10 protein-coding genes are annotated in these 20,861 nt (G+C 76.7%); 8 read left to right on the top strand and 2 right to left on the bottom strand.

Annotated features, from left to right (window positions below):
* Both ACFY1T_RS35195 and ACFY1T_RS35200 read right to left on the bottom strand, forming a co-directional pair.
* The coding region (locus tag ACFY1T_RS35195) for a hypothetical protein (protein WP_390791812.1) at positions 1-936 on the bottom strand (936 nt) is incomplete at its 3' end.
* Between the two features lie 163 nt (positions 937-1,099).
* Positions 1,100-1,993: a LysR family transcriptional regulator gene (locus tag ACFY1T_RS35200; RefSeq protein ID WP_390791813.1), complete on the bottom strand. Its 894-nt coding sequence runs from the start codon at positions 1,991-1,993 to the stop codon at positions 1,100-1,102.
* A gap of 602 nt (positions 1,994-2,595) precedes the next feature.
* Here ACFY1T_RS35200 and ACFY1T_RS35205 point away from each other — a divergent pair.
* The 8 genes from ACFY1T_RS35205 to ACFY1T_RS35240 form a co-directional block, all read left to right on the top strand.
* Positions 2,596-10,014 (top strand): SDR family NAD(P)-dependent oxidoreductase, encoded by a 7,419-nt coding sequence (locus tag ACFY1T_RS35205; protein ID WP_390791814.1) that lies wholly within the window; start codon positions 2,596-2,598, stop codon positions 10,012-10,014.
* Positions 10,007-14,527 carry a beta-ketoacyl synthase N-terminal-like domain-containing protein gene (locus ACFY1T_RS35210; RefSeq protein WP_390791815.1) on the top strand — a complete coding sequence of 1,507 codons (4,521 nt, stop codon included), beginning with the start codon at positions 10,007-10,009 and terminating at the stop codon, positions 14,525-14,527. The genes ACFY1T_RS35205 and ACFY1T_RS35210 overlap by 8 nt, the downstream gene beginning before the upstream one ends.
* The gene (locus ACFY1T_RS35215; RefSeq protein ID WP_390791816.1) at positions 14,511-14,879 is read left to right on the top strand and encodes an acyl carrier protein; all 369 of its coding nucleotides are present in this window, start codon (positions 14,511-14,513) and stop codon (positions 14,877-14,879) included. Before ACFY1T_RS35210 ends, ACFY1T_RS35215 begins: the two co-directional genes overlap by 17 nt.
* Before the next feature lie 7 nt (positions 14,880-14,886).
* On the top strand, positions 14,887-15,729 hold the full coding sequence (locus ACFY1T_RS35220) for an alpha/beta fold hydrolase (RefSeq protein WP_390791817.1): 843 nt from the start codon (positions 14,887-14,889) through the stop codon (positions 15,727-15,729).
* Entirely contained in the window at positions 15,726-16,889 is a 1,164-nt protein-coding gene (locus tag ACFY1T_RS35225) for a glycosyltransferase (RefSeq protein ID WP_390791818.1), read from the top strand. Before ACFY1T_RS35220 ends, ACFY1T_RS35225 begins: the two co-directional genes overlap by 4 nt.
* Positions 16,886-18,817, top strand: a complete 1,932-nt coding sequence (locus tag ACFY1T_RS35230) for a methyltransferase domain-containing protein (RefSeq protein WP_390791819.1) — start codon at positions 16,886-16,888, stop codon at positions 18,815-18,817. The genes ACFY1T_RS35225 and ACFY1T_RS35230 overlap by 4 nt, the downstream gene beginning before the upstream one ends.
* Positions 18,814-19,866 carry a galactokinase gene (locus ACFY1T_RS35235; protein WP_390791820.1) on the top strand — a complete coding sequence of 351 codons (1,053 nt, stop codon included), beginning with the start codon at positions 18,814-18,816 and terminating at the stop codon, positions 19,864-19,866. Before ACFY1T_RS35230 ends, ACFY1T_RS35235 begins: the two co-directional genes overlap by 4 nt.
* Before the next feature lie 62 nt (positions 19,867-19,928).
* Positions 19,929-20,861: alkaline phosphatase family protein (locus ACFY1T_RS35240; RefSeq protein ID WP_390791821.1), on the top strand; the 933-nt coding region annotated here is incomplete at its 3' end.

A 20,861-nucleotide genomic window follows, 5' to 3' on the forward strand; every position in this document is an offset into this window, starting at 1 on the left:
GGTTCCGCAGCCCGGGGTGGCCTCCGGCGGCAGCGGGACCCGCCAGATCTGGGTGTCGTTCTCGGAGCCGACGAGCAGGCTCGCGCAGTCGAAGTACGTCACCGTCTCGCCCTGCGACTGCGCCGGCAGTGCCACGTCCGCGAGCTTGGCTCCCGCGGTGTCGTACACGGAGGCCGTGTTCGCCCCCAGCGGCCCGCCGCTGCGCAGCGCGTAGGAGGCGCCCGACGGCGAGAAGGCGCCGTCGGTGGTGAAGATTGGGCCGGGCCGGACCGCGGTGAGCGTGTTGACCCGGCCGGTCTGCGGAGGCTGCGGGGCCGCGTACAACCGGCCCGCCGCGCCGATCAGCTTGCTCGCGACGTACAGCCGGCCGGTGCCGGGGTCGGCGAGCAGGGACTCGGCGTCGTGCCGGCCGTCCTCGTAGGCGAAGGTGTAGGTCACCGGGGTGACGGTGGCGTCGTCGAGCCGGTCGGGCTCGGCGAAGGAGTGCACGAGGATCTGGGCGCGGCCGCTGAGGTTGTCCCCGATGTCGCCCACCAGGATCACCGGGAGCCCGGCCGCGTCCTTGCCGATCGTGAGCGCTTCCCAGTCGGTGTTGCCCGCGCCGGAAAGGGTGTAGGTGGCCTTGAGGCGGCCGGTCGCCTCCGTGCAGTCGACGGCGAAGACCTGGTTGGTGTTGCCGCTGTCGTTGACGGCGTAGAAGACGCCCGGGTGCTTGCGGCTCATGGCGAGCCCGCTGAGTTCGGCCATGCCGCCGGGCAGCGTGCACATGCGTTCCGGGGCGAGCGCGGCGGCCGCGGCCCCGGCTGCGGGGGCCGCCGCCGGGCGGGTGGCGGCCCCCGCGGGGCCCGCGGTCTGCCATGCGGTGGCCGACAGCACGGTGGCGAGGACCGCGGTCGCGAGGGCGGCGGCCCAGGGGGGTGTGAGGAGTCGAGACATGCACTCCATGTGATGGCACATCAGATGGTGATCGCCAGGCCCGGCGGCCCCCCGTTTGAGCATCATTCAATGCCGGGCCGGCATATCTGGCCGAAACGCGGCGGGTTCCGGGGGCCTCCGCCGGGCTTCCGGTGGCCTCCGGCCGTTTCCGGCGGCTCCCCGGTCAGCGCGCCGGCTCCCGTACGGGGGCGTTGTGGCGGGCGTGCGCGATGAACGCCCGGGCGGCGCGGGTCAGCGGCCGGCGGGCGTGCGCGATGCCGACCGGACGCAGCAGCGGCGGGGTGAAGGAGCGGATCTCGGCGCGGCTGCCGAAGGCCCTCAGCACCACGTCCCGGTACCAGATGAGGGAGCCGCGGCCGTCGGTCACGCCGGTCACCCAGGCGAGCCGCTCGTCGACTTCGAACGCGGGCACGGGGCGGACCCCGAGGCAGCTGAACATGGCCTCCATCTCCGTACGCCGCCCGGTGCCCGGGGTCGGCAGGACCATCGGCAGGCCGTCGAGCAGCCGGAACGGCACCGGGTCCGGCAGGCGGGCGCCGAGGGGCGAGACCAGGACCACCTCGCGCTCCTGGATGTGGTGCGTGGAGAGCTCCTTGTCGACCGGCAGGTCGACCAGGGCCAACTCCGAGGTTCCGTCCAGGAGTTCCTGTACGAGCGGCTCCCGGCCGTCGTGCTGGTGCAGTCGCACCTGCACGCCGGGGTGGCGCGCCGCGAACGCCGGGACCAGCTCGGAGGCCAGGTCGAGGGCCAGGGTGGGCGTGGTGACCAGGGTGAGGGTGACCCGCCCGCCCGTGCCGTTCGGGGTCCCGATGTCGTCGATGGCGTCCACCGCGTCGAGCACGGTGCGGGCGAGCCGGACCACCCGGGTGCCTTCGGGGGTGAGGTCCACCCCTCTGCCCCGGCGGGCGAGGAGCTCGACGCCGAGGTCGCGCTCCATGGCCTGGACGGCCCGCGAGAGGGCGGACTGGGCGACGAAGACCGAGGACGCCGCGCCGGTGATGGAACCGCAGTCCGCGACGGCGACGAGGTAACGAAGCTGCGCGAGTGTGGGGGTCATGACCGGACGGTAACCGCGCGAGGTTGACCCCGTAAGGGGCGCCATGGTGAACAACTGCACGAATTCGGCCCGGCGTTCATGCTCAGGAGGTGCCGAGGCATACCGGCCGGGCATGAGCCGCGGCTCCCGCCATACCTCGGCCGCCGATCCGCCGGCGCCCGCGCCGGCGGGGAAAATCACAGGTCGGAGGTATGGCGGGAGCCCGCAGGTGGTGCTCGCGGGGTGCCCCGGGTCCGCCCGATAACCCTCCGGTACGTGAAGGACCTTACTCCGCATGCCCGTTGACAGTGCACGGCGGCCACCGCACGATGCATCCCGGCGTCAGGGGAATTGACCACCGTTCAAGCCCGTCCCACCCAGACGGGTCGCCCGGCCACCCGTACCGGCGGGGAACTGCCTGCGCGCGTTCCCCGCTGCCCCCGCTCGGCCCGCTCACCCCTGCGCCCCCGCCTGACACCGCTCACCCCTGTGCCCCCGCAGGTCCCGCACCCGGCTCACCCCGTTCGCCCCTGCGCCCCGACCTGCCCGGGGTTGTACCGCCGCGCCTTGCCCGGCCTTGCGCAACCGGCGACATGTGACACAGCACTCGATGAGGAGCGCCCGTGACCCCCCAGCCCATGCCGTCCCCCCACACCGGCGAGCCGTCCCCGCAGTCCGCCGCCCCGCGCGATCTGGTGGTCGCGCTCAGCCCCTTCGAAGAGCCGCAGCCCCGGATCGTGACCGCCGCCGAGCGGGCGGGCAGCCTCGGGCTGCTCGACCTCGGCCGGGACCCCGACACCGCGCGGGCCGCCTTCGCGGAGCTCGCCCGGCGGCTCGGCCCCGGCCGGCGCTACGGCGTACGGGTGCCCGCCGGCTGCCCGCTCGGGCCGCAGCAGCTGCCCTCCGAGGTGGACACGGTGCTGCTCGCCGACCCCGCCGAGCACACCCCGCGGCGGGTCGCCGACTGGGCGGCGGCGCCCGGGCGGCCGCGCGTCTGGGCCGAGGCCACCGACCCGGCGGAGGCCCGCGCGGCGGTGGCCGCCGGGGCCGGGGTGGTCGTCGCCAAGGGGCACGAGGCCGGTGGCCGGGTGGGCGGGGCCACCACCTTCGTCCTGCTCCAGCAGTTGCTCGCCGACCCCGGCGTCGGCGTGCCCGTCGTGGCCCGCGGCGGGATCGGGCCGCATACGGCGGCCGCGGCCGTCGCGGGCGGAGCCTCGGGCGTGCTGGTCGACGTACAACTGGCCCTGACGACCGAGGGTGAAGCCGGGCTGCCCGCCGAAGTGGCGTCCGCGCTGAGGGCGATGGACGGCTCGGAGACCCGGCTGGTCGACGGCCACCGGGTGTACGCGCGGCCCGATCTGCCCTCGCCGCAGGGTCCGGCCGCCGCCCTGCTCGGGGCCCGGGACCTGCGTACGCAGCTGCTGCCCGTCGGCCAGGACGGAGCCGCGGCGGCCCGGCTCGCCGCGCGCCACCGCACGACCGGCGGTGTGCTCCGGGCCGTCCGGGCCGCCGTCACCGGTCATCTGTCGGCCGTGGTGCGCTCCCGTCCGCTCATGGCGGCCCGGCCCGTCGCCCAGGGACCGATGACCCGGGTCAGCGACCAGGCCGCCTTCGCGGAGGCGGTGGCAGCCGCCGGCGGGATCCCGTACCTGGCGCTGGCCGTGATGGAGGGGCCGGACGTACGGCGCCTGCTGGCCGAGACCGCCGAACGGCTCGGGGACCGGCCCTGGGGCGTGGGCCTGCTCGGCTTCGCCCCTGCCGAGCTGCGGAGGGAACAGCTGGCGGCCGTGGCCGACACCCGGCCGCCGTACGCGATCATCGCCGGCGGCACCCCGGCGCAGGCGGCCCCGCTGGAGGCCGCCGGGACGCCGACCCATCTGCACGTGCCCTCGCCGGGGCTCCTGGAGCGGTACCTCGCCGAAGGGGCACGGCGGTTCGTGTTCGAAGGACTGGAGTGCGGCGGTCATGTCGGACCGCGCGCCTCGTTCCCGCTGTGGGAGGAGCAGATCGAGCGGCTGCTCGCCTGCTGCGAACCGGACGCGCTGGACGTGCTGTTCGCCGGCGGGATCCACGACGAGCGGTCCGCGGCGATGGCCGTCGCGGCGGCCGCCCCGCTGGCGGAGCGTGGCGCCCGGATCGGCGTACTGATGGGCACGGCCTACCTGTTCACCGAGGAGGCGGTGGCCGCGGGCGCGGTCACGCCCCGCTTCCAGCGGGCGGCGGTGGAGTGCGCGGACACCGTACTGCTGCACACCGCGCCCGGCCATGCCACGCGCTGCGCGGACACCCCGTACGCCCGCACCTTCGAGGAGACCCGGCAGCGGCTCGCGCAGGCCGGTACCGAGCCGCGCGAGATGTGGGAGGAGCTGGAGCGGCTGAACCTGGGACGGCTGAGGATCGCCAGCAAGGGGCTGCGCCGGGGCGAGAGCGCGGATTTGGAGGCCGTGGACGAGGAACGGCAGTACGCGGACGGCCTGTTCATGCTGGGGCAGGCCGCCTCCCTGCGCGACGGCACGACGACGGTCGCCGCCCTGCACGCCCAGGTGACCGAGGGCGCGACGGAGTTCCTGGAGCGGCGGGCCCGGGAAGTCGGCGCCACGGGCGCCGGGGAAGGGGCCCCGGGCGGGGCCGCCGACCCGCTCGACATCGCCATCGTCGGGATGGCCTGCGCCTATCCGGGCGCACCCGACCTCGCCGCGTACTGGGCGCAGATCCTGGCCGGGCGGGACGCGGTGACGGAGGTGCCGGCCGAGCGCTGGGACCCGGCGCTCTACTACGACGCCGACCCGGCGCGGGCCGGCGAGCGCACCCCCTCGCGCTGGGGCGGGTTCCTGGACCCGGTGCCCTTCGACGCCCTCGCGCACGGGATCCCGCCGTCCTCGCTGGCCGGGATCGAGCCGGTGCAGCTGCTGGCCCTGGAGATCTCGGCGCGGGCCCTGGGCGACGCCGGTTACGGCAAGGAGCGGGAGTTCGACCGCTCGCGGACCTCGGTGGTATTCGGCGCCGAGGCCGGTACCGAGCTGGCGGGCGCGTACGGGCTGCGGGCCCTGCATCCCGCGTACCTCGGGGAGCTGCCGCCCGCCCTGGACGAGCAGCTCCCGCGGCTGACCGAGGACTCCTTCCCCGGGATCCTCGCCAATGTGATCGCGGGCCGGGTAGCCAACCGGCTCGACCTCGGCGGCGCGAACTGCACGGTCGATGCCGCGTGCGCCTCGTCGCTGGCCGCCCTGGACCTGGCCTGTCGCCAGCTGCGGGACGGCGACAGCGACATGGTGCTGTGCGGGGGCGCCGACGTGCACAACGGGATCAACGACTACCTGCTGTTCTCCTCGGTCCGCGCCCTGTCGCCGGGCGGGCGCTGCCGGCCCTTCGACGCCGCGGCCGACGGGATCGCGCTCGGCGAGGGCGTGGGCGCGCTGGTGCTGAAGCGGCTCGCGGACGCGGAGCGGGACGGCGACCGGGTGTACGCGGTGATCAAGGCGGTCGGGGCGTCCAGCGACGGCCGCTCCCTCGGGCTGACCGCGCCACGGCCGCAGGGCCAGCGGCGGGCGCTGGAGCGGGCCTATGCGCGGGCGGGGATCTCGCCGCGCGAGGTGGGTCTGATCGAGGCGCACGGTACGGGCACGGTGGTCGGCGACAGTACCGAACTGGGCGTGCTCGGCGCGGTGTTCACCGAGGCCGGCGCCCGGGTGGGCGCATGTGCGCTGGGCTCGGTGAAATCGCAGCTGGGGCACACCAAGTGCGCGGCGGGTCTGGCCGGGCTGATCAAGGCGGCCCGCGCGGTGCATTCGGGGATCCGGCCGCCGACGCTGCACATCGACCGGCCCAATCCGGCGTGGGAGGCCGGGACCAGCCCGTTCGCCTTCGACACCGAGGCCCGGCCGTGGGCGGTACCGGTGGAGCGGCGGATCGCGGGCGTGAGCGCGTTCGGCTTCGGTGGCACCAACTACCACGCCGTGCTCGCCGGTTATGCGGGTGCCGAGGAGCCGGAGCAGGGCCGGGAGGAGTGGCCGGCGGAGCTGTTCTGCTTCCGCGGCGAGGACCGGCGGGCGGCGGGGCGGGCGATGGCCCGGCTCGCGGCACGGCTGGAGCAGAACGACGCGGCCGGGCGGCCGTGGGCGCTGCGGGACCTGGCCGCGGAGGCGGGCGCCGGCTCGGGACCGGTGCGGGTGGCGGTCGTGGCCTCCGGCCTGGACCAGCTGGCGGCCCGGCTGGAGCGGGCCCGGGCGTTCGCCGCGGGTGACGGGGTCCACGTACGGGAGGAGTCGGCGGACCCGGGGCGGGTGGCGTTCCTCTTCCCCGGGCAGGGCAGCCAACGGGTGGGCATGCTGGGCGAGTTGTACACGGCGTTCCCGGGACTGCGGGTCCTGCTGGACGACGCTCCCGACGCGGTGGTCTCGACCGTCTTCCCACCGGGGGCGTTCACGGCTCAGGGGCGGGCCGCGCAGCGGGCGGCGGTCACGGACACCCGGATCGCCCAGCCGGCGCTGGGGCTGGCGGGTGCGGCGGCGCACCTGCTGCTGGGGCGGCTCGGCGTACGGCCGGACTGCGTGGCGGGGCATTCGTACGGGGAGCTGACCGCCCTGTGGGCGGCCGGGGTGTACGACACGGCGAGCCTGCTGCGGCTGAGCACGCGCCGGGCCGGGGCGATCCTGGCCGCCGCCGGGGAGGACCCGGGGGCGATGGCGGCGGTGCCGGCGGCGCCGGAGGAGGTCCGCGAGCTCGCGGAGCGGGCCGGGTGCGTGGTGGCGAACCACAACGCGCCGCGCCAGTGCGCGGTCTCGGGGCCGACGGCGGCGGTGGCGGAGGCCGTGGAGTCGCTGCGGGCCGCGGGCATCGCGGCGCAGCCCCTGGCGGTGGCCTGCGCGTTCCACAGCCCGGTGGTCGCGCAGGCGGCGGCCGGGCTGGCGGCCGAGCTGGCCGGGACGGCGGTCGCCGACGCCGCCGTCCCGGTCTGGTCGAACACGACGGCCGCTCCGTACCCGCAGGACGCGGACGCCGTACGGGGCCTCCTCGCCCGGCAGGTCGCGGAGCCGGTCCGGTTCGTGGAGCAGGTGGAGGCCATGTACGCGGCCGGTGTCCGGACCTTCGTGGAAGCGGGCCCGGGCCGGGTCCTGTCGGGCCTGGTGGGCCGGATCCTCGCCGACCGCCCCCATACGGTGGTCCCGCTGGACGTCCCGGGCGAGCACGGGCTGACCCGGCTGGTCACGGCCCTGGCCGAACTGGCCGCCGTGGGCGTCCCGATCACCCCGGAGCCCCTGTTCCGCGGCCGCACCGCCGCCCTCCCGGACCGGGCCCCCCGCCGCCCGGGCTGGCTGGTCGACGGCCACCTGGTCCGTACGGCAGCGGGAACCCCGGTCCCGGGAGGCCTGCGGCCCCCGATCCGCGTCGAGGCCCCGGCCAGGGCTCCGGAGCCCGCGCCCGGCCCGTCGTGGCACACGGTGCCCGCCGCCTCCGAGCCGGTACCGGTGCCGGGGGCGGAGGCGGGCCACACCCCGCACCCCGTGCATGCGGCGGCCGCCCCGCCCGGCCCGGCGTGGCCGGCAGGAGGCGCGGCTCCGCTCGCTTCCGGACGCGCACCGGCGTCCGGGGGCGCCCCCGGCCCGCATGCGGCGACCGGTGCGGCCGACTCGGCGTGGCCCGCGGCGGACACGGCGTCCGCGTGGGCCGTGCCGGGCGCCGCGTGGCACGCGGTGCCGACGGCTGCGGATGCCGCTCCCGCGCCCGGCTACGCGGTGCCCGCGGTGTCGGCGCCCGACCTGCGCCAGGAGGCGGTACTGGAGTACCTGCGCGCCTCGCGCGAGCTGATCGAGGCCCAGAGGGCGGTCCTGCTCGGCTACCTGGGGGCCACCGCGGCCCCGGCCGGAGAGCCGGCCGGACTCGACGGCCCGGCAGCCCCGGCGGACACGCGGGCCCGGCCGGGCAGCGGCGAGGAATCCGCCAACGGCCACGGGACTGCGGGCGGCCCGGCGTGGGCCGGTACCCGGGAGGCCGGCGCCAACGGCCACGCGCCGACCGCTCTCACAGGCCTCGGACCGCCTTCCGTCCCCACGGGCGCCCCGGAGTGGCCCGGCGCCATGGGAGCCGGCGCGAACGGTCACGGGCCGGCGGACACGCCCCTCCGGCCCGGTGACGGGACGCCCGGCGCCAACGGCCACGGGGCGGCCGGCGGCGCCTGGGCGGACGCCGAAGGTCCTGCCCCCGCGGGCGGCCGGGGTCCTCGGGCGCAGGCCGGGGCGGGGTCCGCGGAGGAGGTGATGGACGCCGTTCTGGAGATCGTGCACACCCGGACCGGATACCCGAGGGACATGCTCGACCCCGAGCTGGACCTGGAGGCGGACCTCTCGATCGACTCCATCAAGCGGGTCGAGATCATCGGCGCCCTCGCCGACAGGATCGGGCTTCCCACCGACCCCGGCGGCTCCGCCGAGTCGGCCGTGGAGGAGCTGTCCCGCATCAAGACCCTGCGCGGCATCGTCGACTGGGTGACCACCCACGCTCCCGGGCCGGCTCCGGTACGGGCAGCGGCCCCGGCGGCGCTCACGCCCGCTCCGGCTCCGGCTCCGGCCCCCGCTCCCGCTCCGGCTCCGACCCCCGCTCCCGCTTCGGCTCCGGCTCCGGCTGACGCACCGGCCGGATCCGCACCGGCCGCAACGCTTCGGCGGATGCGGGTGGACGAGGTGCCGATCGCGGCGGCCGACGGGGATCCCGGTGCGCTCCGGGGGCTGCGGATCGGGGTCGTGGACGACGGGCAGGGGGTGGCCGCCGCGCTCTGCGTGGCTCTGGAGGCGCATGGGGTCGGCGGTGAGGTACTGACCCGGGCCGACGCCGGATTCGACGGCATCGTCGACCTGTCCGCGCTCCGGGCCGGCCAGGAACCCGTGCTCCCCGCCGCCTTCCCCGGGTACCGGCGCGCCCTCACCGGCGGTGTCCGCCGGCTGGTCCTCGGCTCCACCCCCGGCAGCGGCCTGCACGGCTTCGCCCGCAGCGCCGCCCTGGAGTTCCCGGGCACCCTCGTCCGCGCCGTCGACCTCCACCCCAAGGAGGACCCGGGCCGGATCGCGGCCCAGTTGCTCGCGGAGCTGTCCGATCCGGGTGAAGGGCTCGCCTCCGTCGGGTACACGGCCGAAGGGCTCCGGGTCTCCCGTCGCCCGGTACCGGCGGCGCTCCCCCCGGCCGCCGGCAGCCCGCTCGGGCCCGGGTCCGTCGTCCTGCTGAGCGGCGGGGCACGGGGGATCACGGCCCGGACCGCGATCGCCCTGGCCCGGGCCACCGGGTGCCACGTCGAGTTGCTGGGGCGCACACCCGAACCGTCGGCGCAGGGGGACGAGTTCGTGCACGCCGGTGACCGGGTGGCACTGCGGGCCGCCCTCATCCGCAGTGGTCTGCGCGCCCCCGCCGAGATCGAGGCCGCGGCCTCGCGGATCCTGGCCGAGCGGGAGGTACGGGCCACGCTGGCCGCCCTCGCCGGGACCGCCGCGTCCGTCCGGTACCACCGCGCCGACGTCGCCGACGCCGACGCCGTACGGGCCGTCGTGGCCGACGTACGGGCCCGGCACGGCAGGCTCGACGGCATCGTGCACGGAGCCGGGACCCTGCGTGACGGCCTGCTCCGGGACAAGGAACCGGCCGTGTTCACCGAGGTGTTCACCACCAAGGTGGCCGGCGCCCGGAACCTGGCGGCCGCGGCGGCCGAGCACGGCGCCTCGCCCGCCCCGGCCTTCCTGGCCCTCTTCGGCAGCGTCGCCGGGGTGTACGGCAACCGCGGCCAGAGCGACTACGCCGCCGCGAACGACGCCCTCGACGGGCTCGCCCTCACCTGGGCCGACGCCTTCCCGGGCCGGGTGCTGTCCGTCGACTGGGGCCCCTGGGAATCCGGGGCGGGCGGGATGGTCACCCCCGAACTGGAGCGCGCGTACGCCCGGCGCGGGATCCCCCTCGTCTCCCCCGAGGCCGGGACCGCCGCGTTCCTCGCCGAACTCGCGCACGGCGGCGACGTGCAGGTGGTCCTGATGGCACAGGAGGGCGCCGGCCATGAGTGAGCGACAGCGGCGCGGCCCCCGGCCGACGGACGCCGCCATCGTCGGGATGGGCGCCGTCTTCCCCGGCGCCGCCGACCTGGCCGCGTACCGGCGCAATCTGCTCGCCGGCAGGGACGCCATCTCCGCGGTGCCGCCGGGGCGTTGGGACCCCGAGGTGTACTACGACCCGCAAAGCGCCGCCGGGCCCGTGCGCGGGGACCGGTTCTACTGCCGGCGCGGCGGCTTCGTCGACGGGCTGGCGGCCTTCGACCCGACCCGGTTCGGCATCATGCCGACCGCCGTGGAGGGAGCCGAGCCGGACCAGATGCTGGCCCTGCACGCGACGGCCGAGGCGATCGCCGACGCGGGCGGCGAGGACAGGCTGCCGCCCGACCGGTCCCGGATCGGGGTGGTGCTGGGACGCGGCGGGTTCATGGGCGTGGCCACGGCCCGGCTCGACCAGCGGGTGCGCACCGCACACCAGTTGGCGCAGACCTTGCGGGAGCTCGCGCCCGAGCTCGGCGAGCGGCGGATCGGCGAGGTGCGGGCCGCCTTCCAGGAGGCTCTGGGGCCCGAGCGGCCGGACGCCTCGATCGGGCTGGTGCCGAGCTTCACGGCCGCCCGCACCGCGAACCGGCTCGACTTCCGCGGCCCCGCCTACACGCTCGACGCGGCCTGCGCCTCCTCGCTCCTGGCAGTGGACCAGGCGGTGGGGCTGCTGGCGGGCGGGCGGTGCGACGCGGTGGTCGCTGGAGCGGTCCACCACTGCCACATCGCCACGCTGTGGAGCGTGTTCACGCAGCTGCGGGCCCTGAGCCCGAGCGAGCGGATCCGGCCCTTCGACCGGCGGGCGGACGGCACCCTGCTGTCCGAGGGCACGGGCGTGGTGCTGCTGAAACGGCTCGCCGACGCGGAGCGGGACGGGGACCGGGTCTACGCGGTGATCCGGGGTACCGGAGTGGCCGGGGACGGCCGGGCGGCCAGTCTGATGAGCCCGCTCGTCGCCGGCCAGGTACGGGCGCTGGAGCGGGCCTGGCGGGAGGCCGGTCTGGATCCCCGGGCCCCGGGCGCGCTGGGGCTTCTGGAGGCGCACGGCACGGGCACGCCCGTGGGTGATGCGGCGGAACTGGACACGCTGGCGCAGGTGTTCGGTCCGGCCGATGCGGTGGAAGGTCCCGGGGTCGGCTTCGGATCGGTGAAGTCCATGGTGGGACACGCCATGCAGGCCTCGGGCATGGCCGGGCTGATCAAGGCGGCGCTCGCCGTGTCCGAGGGGGTGCTGCCGCCGACCCTGCACCTGGAGGAGCCGCACGCGGATCTGGCCCGGACCCGGATGCGGCCGGTCACGGCGGCGGAGCCGTGGGAGCGGGGGCCGCAGCCGCGCCGGGCGGGGGTCAACGCGTTCGGCTTCGGCGGGATCAACGCGCACGCGGTACTGGAGGAGGCCCCGGGCGCCACCGCGCCGGCGGCGCCCGTACGCCGCTTCCTGCCGCTGGGACCCGCGGGCGGGCCGGTGCCGGGGGCCGGGCCGCGGGAGGACGTACTGCTGCTCGGCGCGGACGGCCCGGCCGAGCTGGCCGAGCTGCTGGCCGCCGGGTCGGCTTCCACGGGCGACGGGCCGTGCCGGCTGGCCGTGGTCGGGCCGACGCCGCAGCGGCTCGCGCTCGCCGCGAAGGCGGTGCAGCGCGGTCGGGCCTGGCGGGGGCGGGGGGACGTGTGGTTCACCCCGGAACCGCTGGGCGGGGGCACGGCCTTCCTGTTCCCGGGCCTGGAGCCGGAGTTCGCACCGGTGCTGGACGATGTCGCGGACCGGATGGGGCTGGAGCGGCCGCTGCTCGGCCGGGGGGCCGAGCTGGTGGAACGGGCGCTGGACGCCCTCGCGACGGGCCGGTTCTTCGCGCGGGTCCTGCCGGAACTCGGCGTGAGCGCCGATGTGTCGGCGGGGCACAGTCTCGGCGAGTGGGCGGCGATGGTGGCCGGCGGGATGTACCCGCAGGACGCGGCCGACTCCTTCCTGGACTCACTGCGGCCGGGGTCGCTGAAGGTCCCGGACCTCGTGTACGCGGCGCTGGGCTGCGGGGCGCGCCGGGCCGAGGCCGCGCTGCGCGGCTTGGACGGGGTGGTGGTCAGCCACGACAACTGTCCGCACCAGTCGGTGGTGTGCGGGGACCCCGCGGGGGTCGGACAGGTTCTGGAGCGGCTGCGGCGCGAGGGGGTGCTCGGGCAGGAGCTGCCGTTCCGGTCGGGGTTCCACACGCCGATGTGGGAGCCGTACCTGGGGCAGGTGCGGGCGGCGTTCGCGCGGCTGCCGCTGCGCCGGGGTGATCTGCCGGTGTGGTCGGCGACGACCTGCGCGCCCTTCCCCGACGAGCCCGCGCGCGTGCGGGAGCTGGTGGTGCGGCACCTGCTGGAGCCGGTCCGCTTCCGGGAGTTGACGCTGCGCCTGTACGAGGAGGCGGGGATCCGCACGTTCGTGACGATGGGGCCGGGCGGTCTGCCGGGATTCGTGGAGGACACGCTCCGGGACCTCCCCCACCTCTCGGTGGCGACGTCCTCCCCGCGCCTGTCGGGGCTGGCCGCCCTCCGTCGCACCTGCGCCGCGCTGTGGGCCGAGGGCCACGCCCCGCGCTGGGAGCGCCTGCGTGAACCGGCACCCGCCGCCCGCCCCGCCGTACGGGGCCGGCCCGTCGCCCTGGACCTCGGCTCCCCGCTGGTCCGCCTCGACGAGGCGGCCCGGACCCGCCTGGGCACCCTCACGACCGGCCCCCGACCCTCACCCGCTCCTCCGGCGGAACATCCGGTACGCCCGCCGGCGCCGGAGGCGGGGCGGCCCGTACCGTCCTCCACGGCGCGGACGGGCGGGCCCGTGCTGCTGTCCGCGCTGGACGCGGAGTCCGACGCCGCACCCGACGGTGCGGGGAAGGCGCCGGGGACCCACCGGCTGCGGGTGTCGCTCGAGGCCATGCCCTGGGTCCGCGACCACTGCGTGTACCTGCAGCCCGACGGCTGGCCGGAGGACTCCGACCGGTTTCCCGTCGTGCCGATGACGACCATGCTGGAGCTGGCCGCCGACGCCGCCCGCCGGTACGCCCCGCCGGGTTCGGCCGTGCTCGGCTACGACGAGGTACGGGCCATGCGCTGGCTCCCCGCCGCGCCCGCCCTGGACGTCGAGGTCAGTGCCCGCGCCGACGGCCCCGGACGGATCCGGATCGGGCTGGGCCCGTACGCCTCCGTCGTCGTCCTGCTCGGCCCGGGTCACCCGCGGCCGCCCGCGGCCGACCCGACGCCGCTGGGCGATCCGCACCCCGCCCCGGTCAGCGCCGAGGCCCTCTACCGGGACCGCTGGATGTTCCACGGTCCGCGCTTCGCCGGGGTCCACGAGGTCCGCTCCGTCGGTGCGGACGGCATCCACGGGGTCCTGCGCGCCCTCCCCGATCCGGGGGCGCTGCTCGACGCCGCCGGGCAGCTGTTCGGGCACTGGATGCAACTGCGGCTGCCCGTCGACCGCCTGGTGTTCCCGGCCACCGTCGACCGGATCCGCTTCTACGGGCCCCCGCCCCCGCCGCACGCCCTGGTCACGGCCGTCGCCCGGATCCGGGACGTCCGCGACGTCACCGTTCGCGGGGACCTCGAGCTCTGCGATCCCCGTGGGGTGTTGTGGGCCCGGATCGAGGGCTGGACGTACCGCCGCTTCGGGGCCGACGAGCGGGTGTGGCCGATGAAGTTCACCCCCGAGGTGTGCGGGATCGGCGAGCCCCAGCCAGCCGGCTGGTGCCTGGCCCGCCGCCGGTGGACGGATCCCGCCTCGCAGGAGCTCGTGATGCGCCGCTACCTCGGTGCCGCCGAACGCGCGGCGTACGAGCGGCTGGCGCCGCGCGCCCGGGCGCCGTGGCTGCTGGGCCGCATCGCCGCCAAGGACGCACTGCGGCAACTGCTCTGGGACGGCGGGGCCGGGCCCGTGTTCCCGGTGGAGGTCCCGGTCGGCAACGATCCGGCCGGGCGGCCCGTCCCCGAGGGCGCCCTGGCCCGCGGCTTCCGGCTGTCGATCGCGCACAAGGACCGGGTGGCCGTGGCCCTGGCCCACCCCTCCCGCCCCGTCGGCATCGACGTGGAGCCGGTGACCGGCGATCCCGACGCCCTGATCCGGGTCGCCCTCACCCCGGCCGAGCTGCTGCTCGCCGAGGAACTGGCCGCCCGCGAGGGCACCGGGCTGCCGGCCGCCCTCACGGCCCTGTGGTGCGCGAAGGAGGCCGCCGCCAAGGCCCGCGGCACCGGGCTGGGCGGCCGGCCCCGGGAGTGGCGGGTCGCTCAGGACCCCGGGCCGGGCGGGCTGCTCGTGCTGTCGCCCGAAGGGCTGCCGTACCCGGTCCGTACCGCCGCCCTGCCCGCGGCCGGGTCCGAGGGCCCGACCGGTCCCCACCACGCGGCCGGTTCCGCCCAGGGCGAGTACCTCGTCGCCTGGACCGCCCACCCCGCGGTCCCCTCCCCCGTCCCCTCCCACCTCACGGAGACCAGCCATGGCCAGCACCACTGACGTCCTCGCCGAGATCACCGGCATGCTCGTGGAGATCCTCGGCGACGAGTTCCTTCTCGCGGAGGAGGTCACCATGAGTACGAGCTTCAACGAGGATCTCGCCCTGGAGAGCATCGAGTTCGTCGCCCTCGCCGAGCTGCTGCACGAGCGCTACGGGTCCGGGGTGGACCTGATGGGCTTCCTCGCCGAGAAGGACATGGACGCGATCCTCGCCATGTCGGTCGGCGAACTCGTCACCCACATCAGCCTCATCACCCACGCCTCCCTCGCCCGTACGGCGCCCGGGGCGAAAGCCGCCCCGGCCGCGGCGGCCGCTCCGGCCGCGACCGCCTCCGCGCCGACGGCCGGCTGAGCCCGCCGTGTCCTTCGTCCCCGCGGGCTCGCTCCGCTTCCACGTCCAGCGGCTCCCGGCCACCGCCGGCGCCGCCGGACCGGACCGTCCCGTCGTCGTGTTCCTGCACGGGCTGGTCGTGGACAACCTGTCCTCCTTCTACTGCCCCCTGGCCGTTCCGGTGGCCAGGGCGGGCCACGAGGCCGTCCTCTACGACCTCCGCGGCCACGGCCGCACCGAGCGCCCCGCCACCGGCTACGACAGTCGGACCGCCGTCCGGGACCTGGTGTCGCTGCTCGGCGCGCTGGGCCTCGGGCACCGCCCCGTGCACCTGGTCGGCAACAGCTACGGCGGCACCCTGGCCCTCCACGCCGCCCTCGCCCGCCCCGACCTCGTCGCCGGGCTGACCCTGCTCGAACCGCCGCTCGGCGGCGCCTGGGTGGAGAACATGGTGGACACCCTGTCCGCGGCCGCGCTCAGCCTGGAGGACAGCCCGGTCCCCGCCGAGCTGCTCACGCTGCGGCTGCGCAAGGCGGCCAACCTCACCTCGATCGCCGACGAGCTGCTGAACCGGACCAGCCTCATCGACGACATCGCGGCGAGCCGCACCTTCACCGCGGCCGACTTCGCCCGGGTGGACTGCCCGACCCTGATCATCTGTGGCGAGCACTCCGAACTGGTGCCGGGAGCACGTGAGCTGGCGCGTCACGCGCCGCGCGCCTCGATCGGGATCCTGCCCGGCCTCGGCCACGACGTGCTGAAGGAGAGCAGCGGGGTCCTGCGGGAGACCGTGCTCGCCCATCTCGAAGCGACGGCGGCGGGGACGGTGCGCCCCGCGCGCGTCCCGCGGGCGGGAGCGCTGGTCCGATGAGGGTGCTGTTCACGGTCCCGCCGCTGGCCGGGCACGTCAACCCGACGGTGGCGGTCGGCGCCGAACTGGCCGCCCGCGGGCACGAGGTGGCCTGGACCGGCCCGGCCGGGGCACTGGCCCGGCTGCTGCCCGCGCACGCCCGCGTCCTGCCCGCCGGGGACGAGGCGGGCGGCGGCTACGCGGCCCTGCACGAGCGCTGGCGGGACCTGCGCGGGGTCGGGGCGCTGCGCTTCCTGTGGGAGGAGGCGCTGGTGCCGTTGGGCCTGGCCATGGTGGCGGGAGTGACGCGGGCCGCGCACTCCTTCGGGCCGGATCTGCTGGTCGCCGACCAGCAGGCGCTGGCCGGTCCGGTGGTCGCCCGCCGGCTCGGGATCCCCTGGGCCACCTCGGCCAGTACGTCGGCCGAGCTGACCCGCCCCTTCGCCGATTTCCCGAAGGTCGGGGAGTGGGTCTCCGGGCAGATCTCCGGATTCCTCTCGGCCTGCGGGGAGCCGGACGCGGACTGGGATCCGCGGTTCTCCGAGCGGCTGGTGATCGTCTTCTCGACCCCCGAACTCGTCGGTCTCGGGGCGGATTCCCCGGCCCATCACGCCTTCGTCGGGCCCGCCTTCGGGGCCAGGCCGGCCGCCGCCCACTTCCCGTGGCAGCGGCTGGATCCGCAACGGCGCAGGGTGCTGGTCTCGCTGGGCACCCTCAACCAGGAGGCCGGCGGCCGCTTCTACGCCGTCGTGCTGCGGGCGGCCGAACGGCTGGCCGCGGACGTCCAATTCGTGCTGGTGGCTCCGGCCCCGCTGGTCGGGCCGGTGCCGGGGAACGTACTGGTCCAGGAGCGGGTGCCGCAGCTGGAGCTGCTGGCGCACCTGGACGCCGTGGTCAGCCACGGCGGGCACAACACCGTCTGCGAGGCGCTCGCGTACGGGCTGCCGCTGGTGGTCGCGCCGATCCGCGACGACCAGCCGATCGTGGCCCGGCAGGTCGTCGAGGCGGGGGCGGGGGTACGGGTGCGCTTCGGCAGGACCCGGGCCGAGGAACTGTGTGACGCGCTCACGGCCGTGCTGGACGATCCCGGCCATCGCCGGGCCGCCCGGCGGATCCAGGCCTCCTTCGCCGCGGCCGGCGGGGCCGCCGCCGCGGCCGACCGGTTGGAGAAGCTGACATGACGCCCTCCCCCTTCCACGGGGTCCGCTGGACCTCCGCGCTGACCCTGGCCGCGCTCGGCGCGGGCACGGTCCGCGCCCGGCGCCGGCTGCGGGCGGTCCCCGTACTGCCCGCTCCCCCGTCCGCGGCCGACGGGCTGCCGCGTGCCGTGGGGTGGCGTCTGCTGACGGCGCGCGGGGTCGAGGCGGACCCGGCCACGTTCCTGGCCGCCTGCGCGCACGCCGAGCGGGAGGGCCTGCGAGTGCTGGACCTGCTGCCGGCCGATGCCGGCGCCGAGCGGGTGCTGGGGCTGCTGCGCCTGGTCGACCCCGGCCGGTACCGCGAGGACCGGCTCGCCGAAGGGCGCGGGGCCGGGTACGCGGTCCTCGTCGCCGAGGAGGTCCTGGCGCGGGCCGGGCTGCTGTGGACCGGCCCGGAGGAGGCGGGCCCGGCCGGCGCCGGCGGACGGGAGCCCGCCGATCTGCTGGCGCTGACCCGCCGCTTGAAGGAGTACGCCGCCGACGCCACGGGGCTGGCGCTCGCTCCCGCGCTCTGCGCCGGCCGGGCCGGGGATCCGGCGGGGGCGGTACGGGCGGCCGAGTTGCGGGCCCAGGGGCTGCCGCCCGGGGTGCTGGCCGCCGCACAGCTCGCGGGGCTGGGGCTGCTGGCCGGGCTCGCCCTGCGCCAGGGCCGGTGGGGCGCGGCCGCGGCCGGGCTGTACTGGCTGCAGCCGTACCTGGTCCTCGGCGGGCCGGGCGCCCGGCTGCGGCCCGCCGATCTCCCCGGGGCCACGGCCGCCCGGCCGGTGCGCTCCCTCGGCGCTGCCGTCCGTACGGCCGCCGCGGTCCTGGGTGCGCCCGCCGCCGCGGACGCCGACGCCGACGCCGCGCGCTCGGCCGCGTACCGGGCCGAACTCGCCTTCGGCACCGACCGGTTCCTGGAACCGCGGCGGACTGACTGCCCCTGGTGCGGCTCGCGGCGGCTCTCCGTGCGCGTCCGGGTGCCGGACCTGCTCCAGGCCAAGCCCGGCCGGTTCACCCTGGAGCAGTGCGCGGACTGCCACCACGTGTTCCAGAACCCCCGACTGACCCCGGACGGACTGGAGTTCTACTACCGGGACTTCTACGACGGGCGCGGCGGCGAGGGCGCCGGGACGGTGTTCGGGCGGCTCGGAGACTCGTACCGCAAGCGCGCCGAGATGCTCCGGCCGCACACCGTGGACGCCCCGGCCTCGTGGCTCGACGTCGGGACCGGGCACGGCCACTTCTGCAACGCGGCGCGCGCCGTCTGGCCGGACACCCGCTTCGACGGACTGGACATGGGGGACGGGGTCGGCGAGGCCGAGCGGCGCGGCTGGGTGGAGACCGGGTTCCAGGGCCAGTTCCCGGAGTTCGCGCAGAAGCTGGCCGGCCGGTACGAGGTGGTCAGCATGTACCACTACCTGGAACACACCCGGGATCCGCTGGCCGAGCTGGACACCGCGGCCGCCGTCCTCGCCCCCGGCGGGTTCCTGGCGATCGAGCTTCCCGACCCGCAGTCGCGGATGGCCCGGCTGCTGGGCTCCGCGTGGCTGCCGTGGTTCCAGCCGCAGCACCAGCACCTGATCCCGGCTGCGAACCTGCGCGCGGCACTGGCCGACCGCGGGTTCACCGTCCTGGCCGAGGAGCACGGCCCCGCCCACCAGGGCAACGACTTCTTCGGCGCGGTGGCCCTGACCACCACCCGGCTGGCGCCGGACCCGGACCGCCCCTGGGCTCCCCCGGCCACGCGCCGCGGGCGGGCGCTGGCGCATGCCGTACGGGCGGCCGCGCTGCCGTGCTTCGCCGGCGCGGCGGCGCTCGACGCGCTGCGGACGGCCCTGGTCCGGCGCACGGACGGCGGCAACGCCTACCGGCTGCTGGCCCGCAGGGACGACGACCGGCTGCCCGCGGCGGCCGGGGAGGAGCGGTGACGGAGGCCCGGGCCGGTGCCGCGCCCGGCGGCTCGGCGCCCGCCGGTCCCGCGCCGCTCGGCCCGGCCCCCGCCGTCGTGGTGCCGGTCGGCCCGGCCCCCGCCGTCGTGGTGCCGGTCGGCCCGGTGCCGGTGCCGGTCGGCCCCGTCCCCGTCGCTCCCGTACCGCCCGACCTGGCGCGCCGGGCCACCGCCGATCCGCTGTTCCGGCTCGTGGCCTACGCGCTGGAGGCCGCACACGGCCGGCCGCCGGCCGCCGTCTGGAGCGCCCCCCATGCCTTCCACCTGGGCTCGCCCGGGCTGGTCGCGGCGGCCGGCTGGCCGGTGGCGGCCGCCGCCGCGCCGCGTACGGACGGCCTGGTGCGGCTCAGCTCGCTCGGGCACCCCGCCGACAGCTGCGATCTGCCGCTGGCCCCGGACGGGCCGCCTCCCGCGGCCCCCGCCTGGGCCGTCCGCCCGTACGCCCTGCTGCGGGCTCTGGCCCGCTCCGGGTACGGGAGCGGCGGGACCGACCTGCACGTCCAGGGCTCGCTCACGGAGGCCGCCGGGCTGGCCACGGCGGAGCCCGCCGACTGTGCGATGGCGCTCGCGGTGGCCGACGTACACGCCCCGGCGGGCACGGAACCGGACCGGGGCGCGCTGGCCCGGCTGCTCGCGCGGGCGCTGCCGGACGGCGACGACGCGCTGCGCAGGGCGGTGCTGTTCGCCCGGCCCGGTCAGGCCCTGCCCGCGGACGCCGGGCAGGAGGGGCGCCACGTGGACTTCGACCCGGCCGCCTCGGGAAGGCGGCTGGTGCTCCTCGCCGTACGGGGCGAGCCGGCGGACCGGGCCGCCGAGCTGGCCCGGGCGGCGGCCCGCGCCCGCCGGGCCGGGGCGCTGAGCGCCTGGACTCCCGGACGGCGGCCGGGGCGGAGCGTGCTCGTACTGCTGCCCGCGTCGCGTCTGACGGCGGTACGGGCGGCGGTGGCGGAGGACTTCCGCGGCCGGGGCCGGCCGGTACCGCGCTTCCTGAACATCGCCGTGGCCGGTGCGGCCCGGCGGGAGGAATGAACCACCCGCGAGGAACGAACACCGACACCGACACCTACACCCACACCCAGGAGGAACCTCTCATGCCCTCACCGCCCATGGCCGCCGCGAGACGCGGGGCCCGCCGGTCCGCGCTCGCGGCCGCGCTCGGCACGCTCTGCCTGCTGGGCGCGTTCACCGTGGCCAACTCGCAGGCCGCCGAGACGGGTCCGGCGGCCGCGCGGACGCCCGCGGCCGCCGACCTGCCGGCGTACGACCACGTCGTGGTCGTCGTGTACGAGAACAAGCAGTACGGAGAGATCATCGGCAGCGCGAACGCCCCGTACGTCAACCAGCTCGCGAACGGCGGCGCCAGCCTGACCGGCATGAAGGCACTGACCCACCCCAGCCAGCCGAACTACTTCAACCTGTTCTCCGGCGCCACCCAGGGCATCACCGGGGACGGCTGCTACACCCCGCAGTCGATGAGTGCGGCCAACCTCGGCCAGGAGCTGATCGCGGCCGGGAAGACGTTCGCCACGTACAACGAGGACCTGCCGGCCGAGGGGTCCACGGCCTGCACCAACGGCCAGTACGCGCAGAAGCACAACCCGTGGTTCGCCTTCAAGAACGTACCCCTCGATACGGGGAAAACCTGGACACAATTCCCGCAGAACAACTTCGGGGCGCTGCCGAACCTGTCCTTCGTCGTACCGAACCAGTGCAACGACATGCACTCGTGCCCGGTGAACACGGGTGACACCTGGACCAGGAACAACATCGACGCGTACGCGCAGTGGGCGAAGGCCAACAACAGCCTGCTGGTGCTGACCTGGGACGAGGACAACTACCTCGGCTCCAACCAGATCGCCACGGTGTTCTACGGGGCGAAGGTGAAGACCGGCAAGTACGCCACGGCCTTCAACCACCACCATCTGCTGCGCACCTTCGAGGACCTCTTCCGCACGGCGACGCACGCGGGCAACGCGGCGAGCGTCCAGCCGATCACCGAGGTCTTCGACGGGTCCGCGACGCCG

Origin of the sequence: Streptomyces sp. NPDC001194 (assembly GCF_042896985.1) — a bacterium.
GTDB lineage: Bacteria > Actinomycetota > Actinomycetes > Streptomycetales > Streptomycetaceae > Streptomyces.